At 58.5% G+C, this 17,953-nt stretch carries 16 protein-coding genes and 1 pseudogene; 13 read left to right on the top strand and 4 right to left on the bottom strand.

Annotated elements, in window-relative coordinates:
• Nucleotides 1–250: 250 nt before the first annotated feature.
• The 6 genes from FHX08_RS17240 (at nt 251) to FHX08_RS17215 (ending at nt 6,449) form a co-directional block, all read left to right on the top strand.
• A complete protein-coding gene (locus FHX08_RS17240; protein ID WP_132654414.1) occupies nt 251–1,516 on the top strand; it encodes an ABC transporter substrate-binding protein in 1,266 nt (421 codons plus the stop codon).
• Between the two features lie 82 nt (nt 1,517–1,598).
• Nucleotides 1,599–2,585 carry a carbohydrate ABC transporter permease gene (locus FHX08_RS17235; protein ID WP_132654412.1) on the top strand — a complete coding sequence of 329 codons (987 nt, stop codon included), beginning with the start codon at nt 1,599–1,601 and terminating at the stop codon, nt 2,583–2,585.
• Nucleotides 2,585–3,415: a carbohydrate ABC transporter permease gene (locus tag FHX08_RS17230; protein ID WP_132654410.1), complete on the top strand. Its 831-nt coding sequence runs from the start codon at nt 2,585–2,587 to the stop codon at nt 3,413–3,415. Before FHX08_RS17235 ends, FHX08_RS17230 begins: the two co-directional genes overlap by 1 nt.
• Nucleotides 3,416–3,427: 12 nt before the next feature.
• Nucleotides 3,428–4,456, top strand: a complete 1,029-nt coding sequence (locus FHX08_RS17225; RefSeq protein ID WP_132654408.1) for an ABC transporter ATP-binding protein — start codon at nt 3,428–3,430, stop codon at nt 4,454–4,456.
• Nucleotides 4,457–4,530: 74 nt separating this feature from the next.
• Nucleotides 4,531–5,316 carry a ThuA domain-containing protein gene (locus tag FHX08_RS17220; RefSeq protein WP_132654406.1) on the top strand — a complete coding sequence of 262 codons (786 nt, stop codon included), beginning with the start codon at nt 4,531–4,533 and terminating at the stop codon, nt 5,314–5,316.
• A gap of 11 nt (nt 5,317–5,327) precedes the next feature.
• Nucleotides 5,328–6,449, top strand: a complete 1,122-nt coding sequence (locus tag FHX08_RS17215) for a Gfo/Idh/MocA family protein (RefSeq protein ID WP_132654404.1) — start codon at nt 5,328–5,330, stop codon at nt 6,447–6,449.
• Between the two features lie 80 nt (nt 6,450–6,529).
• Here the strand turns inward: FHX08_RS17215 and FHX08_RS17210 are convergent, their stop codons facing one another.
• Nucleotides 6,530–7,813, bottom strand: a complete 1,284-nt coding sequence (locus FHX08_RS17210) for a cystathionine gamma-synthase family protein (protein WP_132654402.1) — start codon at nt 7,811–7,813, stop codon at nt 6,530–6,532.
• Nucleotides 7,814–8,035: 222 nt separating this feature from the next.
• On the opposite strand from FHX08_RS17210, the pseudogene FHX08_RS31475 reads away from it, so the two are divergent.
• The 7 genes and pseudogenes from FHX08_RS31475 to FHX08_RS17175 all read left to right on the top strand — a co-directional run.
• Nucleotides 8,036–8,158: pseudogene (locus tag FHX08_RS31475) on the top strand (class II aldolase/adducin family protein); the annotation flags it as partial.
• 223 nt (nt 8,159–8,381) lie between these two features.
• A complete protein-coding gene (locus FHX08_RS17200) occupies nt 8,382–8,816 on the top strand; it encodes a helix-turn-helix domain-containing protein (protein ID WP_132655405.1) in 435 nt (144 codons plus the stop codon).
• A 9-nt stretch (nt 8,817–8,825) separates the two neighbouring features.
• Complete coding sequence (locus FHX08_RS17195; RefSeq protein WP_132654400.1) at nt 8,826–10,667, top strand: peptide antibiotic resistance protein; 1,842 nt, start codon at nt 8,826–8,828, stop codon at nt 10,665–10,667.
• A gap of 10 nt (nt 10,668–10,677) precedes the next feature.
• Entirely contained in the window at nt 10,678–10,896 is a 219-nt protein-coding gene (locus tag FHX08_RS17190; protein WP_132654398.1) for a hypothetical protein, read from the top strand.
• A 48-nt stretch (nt 10,897–10,944) separates the two neighbouring features.
• A complete protein-coding gene (locus FHX08_RS17185; protein WP_165911929.1) occupies nt 10,945–12,099 on the top strand; it encodes a YcaO-like family protein in 1,155 nt (384 codons plus the stop codon).
• Complete coding sequence (locus FHX08_RS17180; RefSeq protein ID WP_132654394.1) at nt 12,096–12,815, top strand: TfuA-like protein; 720 nt, start codon at nt 12,096–12,098, stop codon at nt 12,813–12,815. The genes FHX08_RS17185 and FHX08_RS17180 overlap by 4 nt, the downstream gene beginning before the upstream one ends.
• A gap of 92 nt (nt 12,816–12,907) precedes the next feature.
• Entirely contained in the window at nt 12,908–13,162 is a 255-nt protein-coding gene (locus FHX08_RS17175; protein ID WP_132654392.1) for a hypothetical protein, read from the top strand.
• Between the two features lie 249 nt (nt 13,163–13,411).
• Here FHX08_RS17175 and FHX08_RS17170 read toward each other — a convergent pair whose 3' ends face one another.
• The 3 genes from FHX08_RS17170 to FHX08_RS17160 form a co-directional block, all read right to left on the bottom strand.
• Nucleotides 13,412–14,857 carry a right-handed parallel beta-helix repeat-containing protein gene (locus tag FHX08_RS17170; protein WP_132655403.1) on the bottom strand — a complete coding sequence of 482 codons (1,446 nt, stop codon included), beginning with the start codon at nt 14,855–14,857 and terminating at the stop codon, nt 13,412–13,414.
• Between the two features lie 316 nt (nt 14,858–15,173).
• The gene (locus FHX08_RS17165) at nt 15,174–16,355 is read right to left on the bottom strand and encodes a GTP-binding protein (protein WP_132655401.1); all 1,182 of its coding nucleotides are present in this window, start codon (nt 16,353–16,355) and stop codon (nt 15,174–15,176) included.
• A 101-nt stretch (nt 16,356–16,456) separates the two neighbouring features.
• Nucleotides 16,457–17,953 (bottom strand): DUF4082 domain-containing protein (locus tag FHX08_RS17160; protein ID WP_184327387.1); only part of this gene is annotated, 1,497 nt, incomplete at its 5' end.

Below are 17,953 nucleotides of genomic sequence, written 5' to 3'. Positions count from 1 at the left end.
GGCGCCCCGAACTCGACATTCTATACCGTCAACTATATTTTCTCAAATCGATTTCAATTTCGTTGCCACCGGAACGAACAGCCGTGTCCTTCAAAAAACATCATGTCCAGCATTCTCATTGATTTTAAACGAATTTTCGCGGTTATTCACAAGTTATAGTCGCGAGCAGAGCCAAGTCTTGACATGATACCGGCCTTCTGACAGTTTTTCCTAACCAAATCGATTTCAATTTGGTCTTTGGGAGGGAAAAATGAAGTTTCGTTTCACAGCAGTCGCCGTGGCAGCTGCACTTATTGGCGCGACATTGCCGTCCTACGCCGCCGAGATCAGTGTTTCAGCGAGTTCCACCGGCAAGAACCTTGATCTGTTCCGCAAGCAGCTTGACGCCTTCGAAAAAGCGACGGGCAACAAGGTGAAGATCGTCACCATGCCGTCCTCGTCCACGGAACAGTTTTCGCAATATCGGCTGTGGCTCGCGGCCGGCAACACGGACGTCGACGTCTACCAGACGGATGTCATCTGGGCTCCGCAGCTCGCCGACCAGTTCATCGACCTGAAGGACGCCACCAAGGACGTCGTCGGCGACTTCTTCCCGGCGATCGTCGCATCGCAGACCGTGAATGGCCGCCTGGTCGCGATGCCGCTTTACACGGATGCGCCGGCGCTTTTCTATCGCAAGGATCTGCTCGAGAAATACGGCAAGCAGCCGCCGAAGACCTGGGACGAGATGGAGGCAACCGCCAAGGAGATCCAGGAAAAGGAGCGCGCTGCAGGCCAGAAGGATTTGTGGGGCTACGTTTTCCAGGGCAATGCCTATGAGGGCCTGACCTGCGATGCGCTCGAATGGGTGAAGTCTTCGGGCGGCGGTCAGATCATCGAGACGGACGGCACGATTTCGATCAACAACGAGAAGGCGGCGGCAGCACTCGATCGGGCTAAGGGCTGGGTCGGCACGATTTCGCCAAGCGGCGTGCTTGCTTATCAAGAAGAGGAATCCCGCGGCGTCTGGCAGACCGGCAACGCCGTGTTCATGCGCAACTGGCCTTACGCCTACGCGCTGGGCAATGGCCCTGACAGCCCCGTCAAGGGCAAGTTCGACGTCACGACCCTTCCCGTTGCCGCCGAAGGCGACAAACCTTCCTCGACGCTCGGCGGATGGAATCTTGCCGTCTCGAAATACTCGAAGAGTCCGGATGTGGCCATCGCACTCGTCAAATTCCTCACATCGGAGGAAAGCCAGAAGCAGCGCGCTATCGAGCTTTCCAACCTGCCAACCCGGTCTGCGCTTTACGACGACAAGGACGTCGCTGCTGCCCAGCCGTTCATGCCGAATTGGAAGCCGATCTTCCAAAATGCCGTACCGCGTCCCTCTGCAGTCGCGAAGGTCAAGTACAACGAGGTTTCCGCAAAGTTCTGGACCGCGGTGCATAACACGCTCTCCGGTAACGGTACCGCCGAAGAAAACCTCGAACTTCTCGAAGCCGATCTGACCACGCTCAAAGGCGATTCCTGGTAATCGATTGAACCGGCAGCGGCTGGCCTTCCGCCGCTGCCGACCCAACCATACTTCCGTCGACGTCCCATGAAGCGGATATTCCATGAGTGAAGTTGCAGTCTCGCAAAAGCTGAGGGCGGGCGTGCGCGCCAAAAGCGTCTCATCGGAGTTGCGCTTTGAACGCGTCCGGTCCGCCTGGATGTTTCTGGCACCAACCCTGTTCATCCTTGCGGTCGTTGCCGGCTGGCCGCTGTTTCGCACGATCTATTTCAGCTTCACCAATGCGTCCCTGACGAACCTTGGCGACGCGAAGTTCGTCGGTTTCGACAATTATCTGTCCTGGGTCACTCTGAAGAGCGGGCGCACGGTCTATAAGGGATTGCTGGCTGATCCCGCGTGGTGGGGTGCCGTTTGGAACACGGCAAAGTTCACGCTGCTGTCAGTGATGATCGAAACCGCACTTGGGCTGATCGTCGCCCTTGTGTTGAATGCTCAATTCGTCGGTCGCGGCATCGTTCGCGCCGCCATCCTTATCCCCTGGGCGATCCCGACCATTGTCTCGGCCAAGATGTGGGCCTGGATGCTCAACGATCAGTTCGGCATCCTGAACGATATCCTTCTCGGCTTCGGGCTTATCAGCCACAAGATCGCATGGACGGCCGATCCCCAGACCGCGATGATTGCCGTGTTGATCGTCGACGTCTGGAAAACGACGCCCTTCATGGCGCTTTTGATCCTCGCCGCTCTGCAGATGGTTCCAGCCGATATCTACGAAGCGGCAAAAATCGACGGCATCAATCCGATCAGGGTATTCTGGCGCCTGACGCTGCCGCTGGTGCGCCCGGCAATCATGGTCGCGGTAATTTTCCGCATGCTCGATGCTATGCGCATCTTCGACCTGATTTACGTGCTGACGCCCAACAACGCGCAGACAAAGACCATGTCGGTCATGGCGCGCGAGAACCTGTTCGATTTCGATAAGTTCGCCTACGGTGCGACTGCCTCCACCGTTCTCTTTCTCATCATCGCTTCAGTCACCGTGCTCTACATCTGGCTCGGCCGCGTCAGACTCGGGGGGAGTGAACGCTGATGCTGCTAACAGCCACAAAAAACACCCTGTTCTATCTGCTGGTTGCCGTCATCGTCATCGTCGCAGTGTTCCCGTTCTACTACGCGATCCTGACGAGCTTTAAGGCCGGCACAGCCCTTTTCGACGTGACCTACTGGCCGACATCGATCTCGCTCGAGAACTATACCGGCGTGCTGACGACAGGCAGCTTCATCCGCAGCCTCGGCAATTCACTGCTCGTTGCCTGCATCGTGGTCGCCGCCTCAATATTGCTCGCCGTGACTGCATCCTACGCGCTTGCCCGTGTACATTTCCGGGGCCGTGCACTTCTGATGCTGACCATCCTGTCGGTGTCGATGTTTCCCCAGATTGCCGTGCTGGCAGGGCTTTTCGAGCTCATTCGCTGGATCGGCATCTTCAACACGCCCTTCGCGCTGATCTTTTCCTACATGATCTTCACCCTGCCCTTCACGGTCTGGGTCCTGACCACTTTCATGCGCGATCTGCCAATCGAGATCGAGGAAGCGGCCATCGTCGATGGCGCCTCTGCCTGGGTCATCATCACCCGCGTGTTCATGCCGTTGATGTGGCCGGCATTGGTCACCACGGGCCTGCTCGCCTTCATCACGGCCTGGAATGAATTTCTTTTCGCCCTAACCTTCACATCATCGGATGCCCAACGGACAGTGCCCGTCGCAATCGCTCTCTTGTCAGGCGGAAGTCAGTTCGAAATTCCCTGGGGCAACATCATGGCGGCCTCGGTCATCGTCACCGTGCCCGTCGTCATCCTGGTTCTTATTTTCCAGCGCCGCATCATTTCCGGTCTGACGGCCGGCGGCGTCAAAGGCTGAAGAAAGCGCGATATGGCAAGGATCAGATTAGACAATATCCGCAAGAGCTTCGGTGCATTCGAAGTGATCAAAGGTGTGACCCTGGACATTCGCAAAGGCGAATTCATGGTCTTCGTCGGTCCCTCCGGCTGCGGCAAGTCCACCCTGCTGCGACTGATTTCCGGACTGGAGGACATCACGTCAGGCACGCTCTCCTTCGACGGCGAACCCGTCAATCGGCTGTCCCCCTCCAAGCGCGGTATCGCGATGGTTTTTCAGTCCTATGCGCTCTACCCGCATATGACCGTCTTCGAAAACATGGCCTTCGGCATGAAGCTCTCCGGTCGGAGCAGAGAAGAATGCAAGGCGCGCGTCGAACAGGCGGCCGGCATGCTGCAGCTCTCGTCCTATCTGGAGCGCCTGCCGCGCCAGCTTTCGGGCGGCCAGCGTCAGCGTGTGGCGATCGGCCGTGCCATCGTTCGTGACCCGCGGGTCTTCCTGTTCGACGAACCATTGTCTAACCTCGACGCGGCCCTGCGTGTCGCGACGCGGCTGGAGATCGCCAAGCTTCACCGCAGCATGCATGACACGACGATGATTTATGTCACCCACGACCAGGTCGAGGCGATGACTTTGGCCGACCGCATCTGTGTGCTTCGCGACGGTGTCGTCGAACAGGTCGGGACACCGATCGAGCTCTATGAGACGCCGAACTCGATCTTCGTCGCAGGCTTCATCGGCTCGCCGAAAATGAACTTCCTCTCCGGACCTTTCGCGGCGCCCCATCATGCCCACACCATCGGGGTCAGAGCAGAGCATATCGAGTTCACGGATCAGGAACCTGTCTGGAGCGGCACCGTTATCCATTCAGAGATCCTTGGGTCGGACACATTCGTCTATCTCGACATCGGCTCAGGCGAACCTCTCGTCGTTCGGGAAAGTGGCGTATCGGGCCACCAGCCCGGCCAGCAACTGGGCGTATCGCCGGCCAGGGATCGCATTCATCGTTTCGACCAATCCGGGCGTGCACTCGAGAGGATACCTTTCAAGGGCGCAGCCTGACCACCATCATATAAACAGGATCTGACCGCCTCCCATCGGTTCCGGTCCGCCATTTGCTATGAAGGAGCAGAAACTTGTCTATCCGCACCGTCGTCTGGGGTGAGAACATCCATGAGACAACCAATGAGATCGTCCGAGGCATCTATCCCGAAGGCATGCACACGACGATCGCCAAGGCGCTGAATACCGATCCGGCCATTTCGGCCACGACCGCAACGCTGCAGGAGCCGGAACACGGCCTGAGCGAAGCCCGGCTTGCCGAGACCGATGTCCTGACCTGGTGGGGTCACAAGGACCATGGCGCAGTGTCCGACGTCGTCGTCGAGCGTGTCGCCAAGCGTGTCTGGGAAGGCATGGGCCTGCTCGTGCTGCATTCCGGCCATTTCTCCAAAATCTTCAAACGGCTGATGGGCACGCCCTGTGCGCTGAAGTGGCGCGAGGCGGGTGAACGCGAGCGTCTATGGACCATCAACCAGCGCCATCCGATTGCCGCCGGCCTTGGAGAAAACTTCGTTCTGGAAAACGAGGAAATGTACGGCGAGCAGTTCTCCGTGCCGGAGCCGCTGGAAACGGTGTTCATCTCCTGGTTCCAGGGCGGTGAAGTCTTCCGTTCGGGCCTGACCTGGCGGCGTGGTGCGGGCAACATCTTCTATTTCCGCCCCGGCCATGAGACCTATCCGACCTATCACGATTCCAACGTGCAGAAGGTGCTGATCAATGGCGTGAAGTGGGCCTATAACCCACACGGCGATCTGAAGAGCATCACCGATGCGCCGAATGTGCCGGTAGAAAAAGCCCTGGAGCCGATCGTCGAACGTGGTCCCAGGCTGCATCAGGCCGGCGAAGCCGGTTACCGCTGAGGAGATTAGCAATGCGTCTACTCGTTCTCGGCACGGGCGTCATGGCCAGAAACCAGGTTGCCAACTTCCTTGCCATCGATGGTGTGGAAGTCGTCGGCGCCGTCGATACCGATCGGACACGGCTCGATGAGTTTGCCGATCATTTCAATATCGAAAAACGGTTTAGCACCCTGGATGAAGCGATCGCCTGGGGTGACTTCGATGCGGCGACGAATGTAACACCCGACCGTATCCACCACCCGACCAGCCTCGCACTGATTGCCGCCGGTAAGCATGTGTTCTGCGAAAAGCCATTGGCGGAGAATTACGGGCACGCGCTGGAGATGACCGAAGCTGCCGAAGCCGCTGGTGTCATCAATATGGTGAACCTCACCTATCGCAATGTCGCACCGCTGCAGCGCGCCCGCGAGATGGTGCTGGCGGGCGAACTCGGTACGATCAAGCATGTTGAAGCCTCCTATCTGCAGAGCTGGCTCGTTTCGCGCGCCTGGGGCGACTGGCGCACGGAGTCGCGCTGGTTGTGGCGTTTGTCTACTGGTCACGGTTCGAACGGGGTGCTCGGCGATGTCGGCATCCATATCCTCGATTTCGCAGCCTACGGCGCCGCAACCGACATCGATCATGTCTTTGCACGGCTCAAGACCTTCAACAAGGCGCCGGGCGGCCAGATCGGCGAGTATATGCTCGACGCCAATGACAGCTTCACCATGTCGGTCGATTTTGCCAACGGTGCGCTCGGCGTCATTCATGCCAGCCGCTGGGCGACCGGCCACCTGAACGAGCTGAAGCTGCGCATCTATGGCGAGAAGGGCAGCCTCGAGGTCATCCACCGCCCAGACGGCTCCGATCTTCGCGGCTGCTTCGGCGACGACATCGAAAACGCCGTCTGGCGCGGCATAGACGTGCCGCCAGTGCTCACCAACTACCAGCGCTTCGCCGAAGCAGTGAGAACCGGCAAGCAGGACGATCCCAACTTCCGGCATGCCGCCAACCTGCAGAAGGTCATCGACCTCGCGATCGTCTCGGAGAAAGAACGCCGGGAGCTCAACCTGCTGGCCTCCGACAGGCCGCCCGCCCAGGAGCAGGAAAACAAGACCGACGATCAGGGGCCGACGCTGGCTCTCGTCGTTTGACGGCATGGTGAAATATCGAAGGCCCGGGTGACCGGGCCCTCTTTGAGTTCAAAGCTCATGCCGTTTAAGCATCGCTGCCGCTACGCTGCATCGAGTGCAAGGGTGAGATCGGCAATGAGGTCGTCTGGATGTTCGATGCCGATCGACAGCCTGATCGTTGCATCGAGAACACCGATGCGCTGGCGCACCTCGGCCGGCACGCCCGAATGCGTCATCGTTGCCGGATGCGATGCCAGGGATTCCGTTCCGCCGAGGCTGACGGCGAGCTTGAAGATTTTCAACGTGTTCAGAAACAGGAACGAGGCCGGTTGACCACCCTTGATATCGAAGGAGAATGTCGAACCAGCGCCGCTGCACTGGGCCGCGAACGTTCTGCCAACAGCGGAATCGGGATCGTTGTATGGCAGGTAGTGGATCGTCTCGACCTTGGGATGCTGCCTTAAGAAATCGGCCACCGCCTTGGCATTGCTGTCTGCCCGCTCCATGCGGATCTGCAGCGTTTCGAGTGAACGCCCGAGCATCCAGCATGAATGCGGATCGAGCTGCGTGCCGATTGCGCCGCGAAGCGCCTTTACCTGCTTGATGAGTGGCCGACTGCCGAGTGCTGCTCCGGCGATCAGATCCGAATGACCGCCGACATATTTGGTCAGGGAATAAAGGGAAACGTCCGCGCCGTGCTTGATCGGGCGCTGGAATACCGGACCGAGCAACGTATTATCGCAGGCGACAACAGGCCTGTGACCTTGCTTCTCACCGATAGCATCGGCAATCCGCCGGATCATCGCGAGGTCGACGAGGCTGTTGGTCGGGTTTGCGGGCGTCTCGACGAGGATGACCGAGACACGGCCTTTGGCCATCGCCTCCTCGGCTGCAGCTTTTACCGAGACTTCGCTGACGCCGTCAGCAAAACCGACAGCGGAAACGCCGAGATTGAGGAAGGTCTTCGCAAGCAATGTTTCCGTCCCGCCATAGAGCGGCTGTGAGTGGAGGATCGCATCTCCCGGACGGACGAAGGCAAGCAGGAACGTCGCAATGGCTGACATCCCCGATGAAAATACCGCGCCGCTCTCGGCCTGCTCGTATACCGCCAGACGATCTTCGACGATCTCACTGTTTGGATGGTTGAATCGTGAATAGACGAGGCCCGCACCCTTGCCTTCCGGCGGCTCCTTCCGACCCGAGACGTAATCGAAGAAATCGCGACCATCTTCGGCTGAGTTGAATACGAACGTCGACGTCAGGAAGACGGGCGGCTTGACCGCGCCTTCGGAGAGTTCCGGGTCATAGCCATAGTTCAGCATCTGGGTTTCCGGATGCAGGGCATGATTGCCGATGTGGGTTCTTGGAGGATGCGGTGCAGTCATGGATCGTCTCCCTCAATGAGCGGCTTGCCGGCATCGATATGCCGGCGCCTCGCTAATATCTGGAGCGCCGCAGCGGCAGAAAAACACCCCTTGCGAATGACTAAGCAAATTTATCGGATTGAACGACAGGCAACAGAGACGCCCCAGCCGCAACCTTCTCATTAAGCGACCTGTGACGGCAGTGGTTGATTAGAAAAGTGAGCGACCAGGTTGGCACAACCTCGTCATAGGGCAGTTCTCCTCGCAAACCACGGACCTGTCGTTACTGGAAGCTCGCTGGAGAGTGCGGTGTTTGAGGCAGAAGAGCTGGAGGAAACGGCCAAGCTGCTCATTCTTACACAGGGATGGCGGCGAACAGACTTAGTAGCGAGAACATCCGTGAGCTGGAAGCAAGCTTCGATCTTGCATGATCCTGATGTGTCAACATCGTTTGAGATCGACGATTGCCCGTCAAGCGCTCCGGCTCGGCGTAAAAGCCGAATGCGCCAGTCGCGAAATTATTATATTACTTTCGGTTGCATTTTGGCACAAACCTCGCAATGATCATCCGCGACCGGAGGTTCCAGCCATGAAGGCCAAATCGCCTACATCGATCGATACCTATGTCGGCAGCAGAGTACGAGCGCGCCGCAAGCTTCTCGGGCTATCGCAGGTCGGGCTTGCCGAGCGGATTGGCGTCACCTTCCAGCAGATCCAGAAATATGAAAAAGGCACTAATCGCATTGGCGCCGGCCGGCTTCAGACGATCGCCAAAATATTGGGCGTACCCGTTCAATTCTTCTTCGAAAATGACACGGAGCCAACCACCTACAGCCTTGTCAGCAACGGCCGCGATGATGTGAATGCCTTTTTAATGTCGAAGGATGCGCAGGCGCTCAATCGCGCGTTCATGGCGATCGAGAGCCCCGAGATTCGACAGAAGCTCATTGCCTTGGCCAAGAGTCTTGCCAAGAGCACGAGTTCTGACATTGATGATGTCGTCCATCCAGAGGCCAGCGCCTGAGGAATTTTCGTGCTTCATCTCCAGACCTTTGGCGAGTTGCGACTGACAGACGGCCTTGGTGCGCCGATTCGTTATCCAGTCAAGGCTCTGGTGATGCTGGCCTATCTGTATTGCTCGCCGGATCATCAGCGCAGCCGGCAGGAACTCGCACGGTTCTTGTGGAACGAGAGCGGAGATCATCTTTCCGATCTCAATCTGCGGAAGCTGATTTCACGCATTCGCGAAACAACAACCCCATTCGAGGAAGAGATCCTGAATTTCGGGCCGCCTTTCGTCCGCCTGAACAAGAACGCCATATCGGTTGATCTCGACATATTGCGCACGGAGAAGCCGCCGGTGGCACGGCTGGGGGCAGTCAGCGACCTTGTGCAACGCGGCTTCATTCCCGGCCTCAGCGCATCGACCAAGGCAATCGATGGATGGATCGAGCGCGAACGGCAGCTGCAGGTGCTCACTCTCAGGGATATTTTCATCAAGGCTGCAGATCATATTCGCGACGATGAGGAACGCCGCCTTCTGCGCCGCTCGGGACTTCAACTCCTTGAAACCTTTCCCGGTGACGAGCAGATTCGCTCGATCCTTCGCGGAACGGCAGATGATCATTCGCAGCGCCGCCTGCAGGCGACAGGATCTGTGGCAATCGCCAGCGGTCGCATCGCCGAGCAACAAGACGGCACCTTACCGCAAATCATGCCCGCAACACCTGCGCCGCGGCTTGTTTTGTTGCCTCCAGGCGCCCCGGCCCTCACGCAGCAGGCGACAATTGCCGACGCTCTTATCGAGGATGTTACGATCGAGCTCTGCGCCCTGCGCAACATATCTGTTGTCGCACCCCATACAGCCGAGCAAATCCGCCGTGATTCCGACAAGGCTGCCATCGTGGAGCGGCATTCGATTTCCTACCTCCTGGATACACGCCTTTCCGGAGAGGGGCTTTATGCACAGCTCATCTATTTTCCGACCGACGAGATCTTGTGGGCAGCCCGGTTCGAAATGGCGGTCGAAACGCTGCCGACGCAAAGGCGCTTGATCGCCCATAAACTGGCCGACGCCGTCTCGGGACAACTAAAGCGGAACGAAAGCATTCGTCTCCGCAACGAAGCCGACCCACAAGCCTATCATTCCTATCTCGTCGGCGCCGGCTTCCTGACCAAGTTCAGCCTGCCGGATATCCGGCGCGCGCGGAAATACTTCAAGCGCTCATTGCAATTTTATCCGGATTACGCCCCCGCTTTCACAGGCCTGTCGCGAACATTCACCAGCGAGTGGCTATTGACCACGCAAGGCGATCCCGCCCTTCTGAAGCTTGCCGAGGATCAGGCGCTTCGGGCGATAGAGACGGATTTAGAATCGGCAGCCGGTCATCGCGAACTGGGTGTAACGAAGCTTTACCAGGGTGCCGTCGATGAAAGTGTTGCAGCGCTTGAACTCGCGGAAGGCCTCAGCCCGCATTATGCCGACGTCATCTATAGCCATGCGGACACGCTGGTCCACGCGTCGCGACCGCAAGACGCGCTGGAGAAGATCAAGAAAGCGATCTCGCTCAATCCGATCGCACCCGACGCCTACCTCTGGTGCGCGGCCGGAGCGAGCTACTTCCTCGAGCGCTACGAGGAGGCGCTTGCCTATGTCGATCGAATGAAGGACAAAGCTCCCGCATACCGCATCGCGGCGGCCAGCTATGCGATGATCGGCGATCGAAAACGGGCGCAGTTTTATCGGCAACGCGCCGAAGCGCTCAATCCTGCTTTCGAGGTCGAGAAATGGCTCGCCTTGGTGCCCTTCAAGGAGCAATGGCAAAAAGAACTTTATCGGGACGGTCTTTTCAAGGCGGGATTTTCAAGAACCTAAAGGAGAAGTTATGGCAAAAGTTGTTGTACTGGGCCTGTCGGGCGATAACGGACTTTGGCTGGTGGATATCGACGCAAGGACCGTGACACCGCTGCAGGTGCCTGCCAGCGGTGATCTGGCGACAGCCGTCCAGCAGCGCGATGCCGGCGGCACATTCATCAAGAATGTCGATTTTGCAGTCGCCGTCTCATCGGCGCAGGTGGTCTTCTCCGGCCATGTGGACGGTTGAAGGACAGCGACGCTGATCGCTCATCTCAATCCTTATTCTGATCGAACAATCGCGCCGCGAGACACATTGTCCCGCATCGTTCCCTATTTAGAGGCAATGGGTATCACGCGCCTGTCGCGACAGACGGATCTCGATTGTGTCGGTGTTCCGGTCTGGTGCGCATATACGCCAAACTCCCGCTCCATTGTCATCGCACAAGGCAAAGGACTTGATGACATCGACGCGAAGGTATCGGCGGCGATGGAGGCGCTGGAACGCGCCGTGGCGGGCGAACCCATTACCATAACAACGGTTTCCTCGGCACGAGACCTAAGACGCCGCGGTCGTGTCGAACCGCTCGATTGTCTCACCGCAAGCGGTGAGCAAGTCGTGGGGGAAGATGAGGAGTTGGCCTGGAGCATGGCAACCGAACTGCTGCACGACCAGCCGATCCATGTCCCGCAGGATGCCGCCCTCCTCGACCGAACGAGGCATAATCGGTTCTGGATGTCGTCGGATGGACTTGCCGCTGGCAACACCCTCGAGGAGGCAGTATTTCATGGCATCCTGGAGCGGATCGAGCGCGATGCCTACGTCCTTTGGCAAATCGTCAGCGACGACAAGCGCGATGCATGCTGTGTCGATCCGAGAAGTTTTGCCGACGCCGCGCTTGCAGGCTTGATCGACAGGATCGAGACAGCCGGACTTGTCGTGAAACTGTTCGACGTCACCAGCGATATCGGCATTCCCTGCTATGCCGCGCTCGTCGCCCCACCAGCGGTCAACAGCAAAGCGCCGCTTCGGTTCGTCGAGGTCACCGGAGGAAGCGGCGCTCATCCCTGGGCCGTGCGGGCGGCAATCCGCGCCGTGACGGAAGCGCTTCAGTCGAGACTGACCTATATCAGCGGCGCCCGGGACGATGTCTGGCCCGAACTGTTCACGGCGCCTCTACCGGCACAGACCCGCAGCGCCTTTCTTGCCACCCCTGCCCTCGTATCTGCAGCCGCCATCCGAAGGCCGGCCGGCACTGTGTCGACGCTGTTGAGTGAATTGCTGGCCAGACTTCGCGCCAGTGGCATCAGTTCGGTTATCGCCCTGCCTCTCACGTCGACGGACCTGCCATTTTCGGTGGTGAAGATATTCATCCCCGATCTCGAGAATCCGGCAGGCAACAGGCTCCATCGCTTCGGCAAACGTGCCCTTGCAAAGGCAATGCGCGCGTGAAGGTGATCTTCATCGGCCCGAGCTTACCGGATGCGGCAAGCCACATTTCAGGAGACATCGTTCTCCGTCCGCCCGCCGTTCAGGGAGATGTTTTAAGGGCGGTGGAGGATGGCGCCAGCGTCATAGGCCTGGTTGACGGCGGCTTTGAACATACCGCACCGGTTTGGCACAAGGAGATCCTTTTTGCTCTCTCCCTCGATGTCACGGTCCTCGGCGCCGCCAGCATGGGCGCCTTGCGTGCCGCCGAGTGCTCCGCGTTTGGCATGATCGGTGTTGGCCGGATATTCAACGATTATGCCAGTGGAACAATCGTCGACGACTCCGATGTTGCGCTTCTGCACGAACCAAGGGAGTTGGGCGGCAGAGCGTTGACCGTGCCGATGGTCAATGTGAGAAGCACCCTGGACGAGATGGAACGGCTACAGCTCCTCGATAGAGCATTTCGCCGCGCTCTCGAACAAACAGCTGCCAACCTCTTCTTCAAGAAAAGAAGCTGGGCCCTCATTGTTGAGGCATGTGCGGCAATATCGGAATCGCAAAAGCAGTATTGGCTGGGTATGCTGAAGACCCATGCAATCGATCAAAAGCGAACCGATGCCTTGGCGCTTCTCGAAGCTGTTGACGGCGCAGATAACCAGCGCGTGCCCAAAAATCGCCATTGGGAGTTCCGGAAAACCGCGCTTTGGACAGAACAACTAGCCCGCTCAAAATCTTAAGACGACTTGCAGCCATGACGTGTTTCACGCGTTTTTCACGCACTTTAGTACCGAACTGTCCTTATGGTCATCTCCGTAATCTGGAGATGGATATGTCAGTCATAGGTTCGGGAATGCGTAAGCAAGCATTAGCGGCAGCCGCCACGGATGATCTTGACGAGTTGGTGGCTTTGGCTCGCATGATCACCTATGCAAGAGCGCTGGCGGAAGATTTGAAGATCGAACTCGGCGCCCAATCTCTCGACCTTGCATTGACGGCGGTTACCCGGGAGCTGCGCAGGGCGACGGATGCAGATCTTGCCGGTCTGGAACCGCTGCTCGCAGACGTGAATATCGAGCTGCATTGATCGGCACTGCGGCTGGCTCAGTTGTCATCCGATGCAAGACGAGAGCTGGCAGATGCGATCAGCCGAAAGGCAGGATCTGAACAATTTCGAGATGCGCTTTGCAGGCGCCCATCATGGCGGGCACTCCAGGACCCGCCATGATATTTGTCGAAACAGGATTCGGTTCTCCCGCTCGGATGTAGACCTCCGGCTCGTTCATGGCCTCGATCAGGTACGATTTATCTCCAGGTCGATAATCTCCGGATATTGTCAGATCAGCAGGCCGTCCCCATCGAAGTGGGCGTTATGCGCGTGGGAGTCGATATGGTGCCATGCCACGTCAGGGATATGATGGTGCGAAGGTTCGCTGCCGCCGGCATCAGGACCTGAGGGATCAATGGCTCTGCTCGCGTTGTCGTAATCGCCATGGGTCGAATTCAGACCGTGTGCGTCAGAATTGTTGCTCGCAAAGTGACGAAAGTGGAAGGCATCGTCGCCGTTATGGGCAACATCCTTGTGATTTCCGTCGGCCTTGTCCGACGACATCTTCACGCTGTCGTGGGTGGAGGCGGCCGCCGGGTCTGCGAGAGTATGCGTGGCGTCAGCAGCAAGTGTGTGCGCGGGCTGGGCTTGGGTCGCATCAAACGTCTGGTTATCGCTGACGGTAAACGTGTTTGAGGCCACGATCGTCGGAGATATGTAGGTTGGCGTCACATCGCTAGCAATGAGATTGTCATGGAAAGAGCCTGAGGCAGGCCTGTCGACTTTCAGTGCCGCGTTAGACAGATGGTCGAATGTGTTCCCGTAAATATCGATCCCTTCGCGAACATAGGGCAGGGTACTGGCAGCGCTGACCGAAACACCCCAGACACCATTATGGATATGGTTGTCCGATATTGTGTAGTTCCGCGTATCACCCTCATCGCCGAAACCGATAGCGTAGGACCAGCTATAGCCGCCATATCCGGAGATATCATTGCCGTGGATATCTATATTCGTGCCGGCCTGCGCACTGATCCCAAAGCCGCCACCGAGCAGCGCATTGTTTTCGACGACGGCATTTTGAACCGTGCCGAGCACCAGGACACCCTTCGGACTGGTGGCATTTGTCTGGTCGAAGGTATTGCCGCTGATGAGAACGTTGCTGCTGTGGTCCAGCTGAACGGCATCAGCCGTCTTTCCATGGGCATTGGTGACGGTGTTGTTGATGAGGTTGACGCCGTTGATCTTTTCGATCCACATGCCGTCACTGTTGACGTCGCTGATCCTGCTGTTTTCGATCGTGATATTCTGACCGGTCCTGAAGAAGACGGAGCCGGCGGCACCCGACAGTCCTGTATGTTCAACATCGACGTTGTTGACCGTCCAGTTCGAGACATTGCTCGCCCAGATGGCGGTGCCTGCAGTATCGGCGATCTTTATGTTCTCGATAACGATGTTCGACGTATTTTGGCTGGCAATGCCATTACCGGCACTGCTGTGGATAACAGGCGCTTCGCCCACCCCGTAACTGCCAATCGTGATCGGAGCAGCTGCGGTGCCGGAATATTTGATATCAAATTGCTCGTTAAAAACGCTTCCAGCAGCAAGAAGCACGCTATCGCCGGGCTGCAGTCTCAAGGACTCTACCTTGGACAAGCTCGCAAAAGCGGAATTTTCGCTTGTGCCAGTGTTGGTGTTGGATCCTGTTGCGGAATTTACATAATAAATCGTCATTGCGCCCTTGCCTTTCGCGCAGCCCTTGGGTCCGGCTGTGATTGAACGGATCAGATATGGTGGGGCCAATGCCACGCCAATGAGGCGCTTTCGTGTTGTAATTGCAGCGGCATTAAGCTGATAGAAAAACACCCTCTGTGGTTGAGTGGGCCGAGGTGGTGGCCGTCCGGTTACGCCACATCATGGCGTTTCCAGGCCAGGCCGACGGCAGGGCGATCGAGTCGATTGCGTCGTCAGCCAGACACTGTCGCGAGAGTGGACAGTGTGTGGCCTCCGCAGTGCGTTGATGGCACGACCATTGCAACGCCGCCCCTCGTTACCAGGCCGGAAACGGATCTTCGAGAACGGACCAGTCGCGCGGATTCGCACTGGCCAGACAGGCTTCCAATGCGATCCGGATGCCTGTCTCGTCCATGTCCATGCCGATGAACACGAGCTCCTGCCGACGATCCCCCCAGGCGCTGTCCCATCTGCTCTGGAGATGTTGCAGGAACTGCTCATGACTCGGCCAGTCCTGCCGGGGAACGGCGGCCCACCAGAGCCCCATCGGTTCGCAGCGCCGTTGTATGCCTGCAGCCGACATCAAGCCTACGTGACGCGGGCGCGTAGCAAGCCAGAAATGGCCCTTGGCACGCAACACTCCCGGCCAGGGCCTGTCCAGGAATGCCCGAAACCGCATCGGGTCGAACGGTCGTCTCGTCCGATAGACGAAGCTCGATATCCCGTATTCCTCCGTCTCCGGAACATGTTCGCCGGGACTATAGAGCTCCTTGTGCCACAAGGGATGCGCCGCAGCCTTTGCTTCATCGAAGAGATCCGTATTGAGGACGGCTGCCAGAGAAACGTTGCCGAAATCGGTCTCCACCTGACGCGCATCCGGATTGAGTGCGGCAACTGTCTTGCGGACTTCGGCGCGCATCTCTTCGCTCACGTCCGAGATCTTGTTGATCACGATAACATCGGCAAACTCGATCTGGTCGACCAGCAGGTCGATAAGGGTGCGCCGATCCTCACCATCCCGCTGCAGGCCGCGGTCTGCAAGCAGATCAGCGCTGCTGTAGTCGGCCAACAGGCTCGCCGCGTCGACTAGGGTGACCATCGTGTCCAGTTTGGCAAAATCAGAAAGCGAAACACCGTTCTCGTCGCGGAAGGAAAAGGTTGCCGCAATGGGGCGTGGCTCGGCAATGCCAGTTCCTTCGATCAGCAGATAGTCGTATCGCCCCTCTTCGGCCAGTCGCCGCACTTCCGTCAGCAGATCATTGCGAAGGGTGCAGCATATGCAGCCATTGCTGAGCTCAACCAACGCCTCCGTCGTGTGTGACAGATTACAACCGCCGTCTCGAATGAGACTGGCGTCAATGTTCACGTCACTCATGTCGTTGACGATGACGGCAACCCGCAGGCCCTGACGATTGTTCAGGATGTGACTGAGAAGCGTCGTCTTGCCAGCGCCGAGAAAACCGGCAAGCACCGTCACCGGCAGGCGCTCCCTGTTCAGCGGCACCCCTCGATTAGGGACATTCGCAGCGACCGTCGCGACGGCCGGGAGTTGCATCCTATGAGCCTCATTCAAACCCGTTCCCGCCCTCCTCCGATGCTTCATGCGGCAAGCTGCGGCCGGAAGACCACATCGGCATAATAGTTCGCTGAATCGAATGTGCTGGTCGGGAAGAGACCTGTGGTGGCGGATCCTCCATAGGAATAGACGCCGTTGCCACCGGCAGCCGCACTGGATAGTGCCGACAGCGGCCCGTTGCTCACACCGTTGGTGAAGAAGCCATCGGTCGCCACATAGGTACCGGTGGTGTGGTAGGAGGCGACATAGGTGGTGTTGGCGGCGATAGTGACGGGCGTTGTAAAATTGACCGTCTGCCAGCCGCTTGCCGTGGTGTTGGTGAAGGTGGCGCTGGCAAGCTTGGTGCCTGTGGAGCTCCACAGGTCGACGACGTTCTGGCCGTTGTCATTGGCGCTGCGGTAGAACTTGATGCCGGTGATATCGCCTGCGACGTTCGACGTGAACTTGACGCCGAGCTCGAGCTGCTGGCCGTCGTTGAGGTTCGTCTGGGCCGGCGTGCTGGAGGCGTTGAATAAGCTGTAGGTCGCCGACGCCGTCGTCGCATTGATATTGAAGGTCTCGTTGGCGGCGAGACCGCCGAGATCGGTTGCCGTCACCTTGACGCCGTAGGTCCCGGCTGTCGTCGGCGTGCCGGAGAAGGTGCGCGTCGTGGCGTTGAAGGAGAGCCAGGCGGGAAGTGCCGTGCCATCGGCAGCCGTTGCCGTGTAGGTCAGCGTGTCGCCGCTGTCGACATCGGTGAAGGTCGTCGTCGGCACTGCGAAGGAGAAGGCGGAGCCTACGGTGGCATTCTGGGTCGTCGTCTGGACGGCGAGCACCGGTGCATCGTTGGCGCCATGGATGGTGATGGTCAGGTTCGCCGTGGCAGTGGCGCCGGCGCTGTCGCGCATCGTGTAGCTGAAGACATCGCTCAGCGTGTTGGTCGACTGGCGCAACGCCTGGACGGTCGCATTATTCTCGTTGATCGCATAGCTATAGGCGCCCGATGCATTGAGCACGAGGCTGCCATAGGTGCCGGCGAGCGCCGTGCCGAGCGTGCCCGCCGTCGCACCGAAATTGACTGCCGTCACCGTCTTGGTGTCGCCGGCATCCGGATCGGTGTCGTTGGTCAGCACGTTGCCGCTCGCAACCACGCCGCCCGAACCATTGGCGACACCACCCTTCTCGGTCGCGTCCCCCGTATCGGCTACCGCCGTCGGCGTCGTGTTGCCGGGCGTGGTCGAGGGACGGAAGACTACATCGGCCCAATAATTGGAAGCACCGAAAGTGGCATTTGGGAAAATGCCAGCGGTGGCAGAGCCGCCATAGCGGTAGACGCCGTTGCCGCTGGCTGTCGCCGTCAGCGGGCCGTTGGTGACGGCGGTCGTAAAGAAATTGTTGGTCGCCACATAGGTACCGGTGGTGTGGTAGGAGGCGACATAGGTGGTATTGGCGGCGATAGTGACGGGCGTTGTAAAATTGACCGTCTGCCAGCCGCTTGCCGTGGTGTTGGTGAAGGTGGCGCTGGCAAGCTTGGTGCCTGT

This window comes from Rhizobium sp. BK529, from assembly GCF_014194105.1.
GTDB lineage: Bacteria > Pseudomonadota > Alphaproteobacteria > Rhizobiales > Rhizobiaceae > Rhizobium.
Note: the sequence above shows the minus strand (reverse complement) of the source record. Positions and strands in the feature narration are given on the sequence as shown.